Source organism: Protofrankia sp. Cr1 (assembly GCF_963555865.1).
Taxonomy (GTDB): domain Bacteria; phylum Actinomycetota; class Actinomycetes; order Frankiales; family Frankiaceae; genus Protofrankia.
In genome coordinates, this window is the sequence record NZ_CAUVXO010000198.1 from 1 (window position 1) to 1,862 (window position 1,862).

1 protein-coding gene and 1 pseudogene are annotated in these 1,862 nt (G+C 72.8%); both read right to left on the bottom strand.

The annotated features are described in order from the left end of the window. Nucleotides 1-6: 6 nt before the first annotated feature. A complete protein-coding gene (locus U9980_RS15835; RefSeq protein WP_322768624.1) occupies nucleotides 7-1,083 on the bottom strand; it encodes an ABC transporter ATP-binding protein in 1,077 nt (358 codons plus the stop codon). Continuing rightward, a pseudogene (locus U9980_RS15840) lies at nucleotides 1,080-1,858 on the bottom strand (ABC transporter permease). Before U9980_RS15840 ends, U9980_RS15835 begins: the two are co-directional and overlap by 4 nt. Between the last annotated feature and the right edge of the window lie 4 nt (nucleotides 1,859-1,862).

Sequence of the window (1,862 nt, forward strand, 5' to 3'; positions counted from 1 at the left end):
GGCCGGTTACTCCTGGAGTTGAGGGTAGGTTTCGACGTCGGTTGCCTTGAACGACGCCCACACGGTCACGCCCGGTTCCAGGCGCAGCTCGGCGAGGGCGGCCGGGGTGACGTCGGCGAGCAGCGGGGGGATCGTGTCGAGCGCCACCCGGGCCCGGTCACCCAGCAGTTCCAGCCCGGCGATCCGGCCGGCGAGGGTGTTGCGGGCGCTGCCGTGCGGCTCCTCGATCCCGAGGACGACGGCGGAGGGCCGCAATGCGGCCAGCACCGGCCCGCCGATCGCGGTGTCCGCGATGGTCAGGACACCACCGCCGGCCAACCGCACCCGGCCGGCGTCGGCCTGCCCCCGGTAGAGGTTCAGCCCGACGAGCCTGGCCACGTAGTCGGTCCGGGGCCGGCGTGCGACCTCGGCCGGCGGCCCCTGCTGTACCACCCGACCCGCTTCGATGATCACAATATTGTCGGCGAGTACCATCGCTTCGATCGGATCGTGGGTCACCAGCACCGACGGGCCCGCGAAACCGGTGAGGTGCCGGCGAAGATCCGCCCGGACGGCCAGCCGGGTGGACGCGTCCAGGGCGGCGAGAGGCTCGTCCAGTAGCAGTAGGCGCGGCCCGCCCGCGAGTGCCCGGGCCAACGCCACCCGCTGGGCCTGCCCGCCTGAGAGCACACCGGGGCGGCGGTCGGCGAACTCGGCCAGGCCGAACGTCGCCAGCCACTGCCCGGCGGCGGCGCGGGCCGCGGCCCGGGACATCCCGCGGGCACGCGGACCGAAGGCGACGTTGTCCCGGGCGGTCAGGTGCGGGAACAGCAGATAGTCCTGGAAGACCATCCCGACCGCGCGCCGCTGCGCCGGGACGAAGATCCCGGCAGCCGGGTCGTCCACGACCTCGTCGCCGAGGCTGACACGTCCCCCGTCGATCGGCAGCAGGCCCGCGAGCACCCGTAGCAGCGTCGTCTTGCCCGACCCGTTCGGGCCGAGAACGGCCACCGTCCTCCCGCCCGCTGCGGTCAGTGCGACCTCAAGGGTGAAACCACTCGTACGCTCCACCCGCACCCGGGCCTGCAGGGCAGCCTCGCTCACAGTGCATTACCCGGCCGCAGCCAGCGCTCCCGCAACAGCAGCAGAACGCCGACGGCCACCGCGAGCAGAACGAGGGACAGGGCGATCGCCGCATCCGGGTCGGTCTCCAGCGCGAGGTAGACCGCGATCGGCATGGTCTGGGTCCTCCCCGGATAGTTACCGGCGAACGTGATGGTCGCGCCGAACTCGCCGAGGGCGCGGCCCAGCACAGCACCGCGCCCGCACCGAGCGACGGCGCGATCATCGGGAGGGTGACCCGGTGGAAGGTCACCCACGGGCTGGCCCCGAGGGTGGCGGCGGCGTCCTCGAAGCGACGGTCGGTCGATCGCAACGCCCCCTCCACCGTCACGATCAGAAACGGCATCGCCACGAACGCCTCCGCCATCACCACACCAGCGGTGGTGAACGGCAGGGTGATGCCGAACCAGGCGTCCAGATGGCGGCCGACGATCCCGCGCCGGCCGAACGCAAGCAGCAACGCCACCCCACCGACCACCGGCGGCAGCACCAACGGCACCGTCACCACCGCACGCAGCAGGCCCCGGCCGGGAAAGCTCGCGCGGGCCAGCAACCAGGCCAGCGGCACGCCGACCAACAACGACAGCACGGTCGCGATCGTCGAGGTGATCAACGACAGTCGCAACGCCTCCCCCACCGCCGGGGTGACCAGCAACGCGGGCAGGCTGCGCCACGGTGCCCGCAGGAGGAGGCCGGCCAGCGGCAGCAGCAGGAACCCGATCGCGACAGCGCCGGCGACCGCCAACGGAACCGGCACCCGG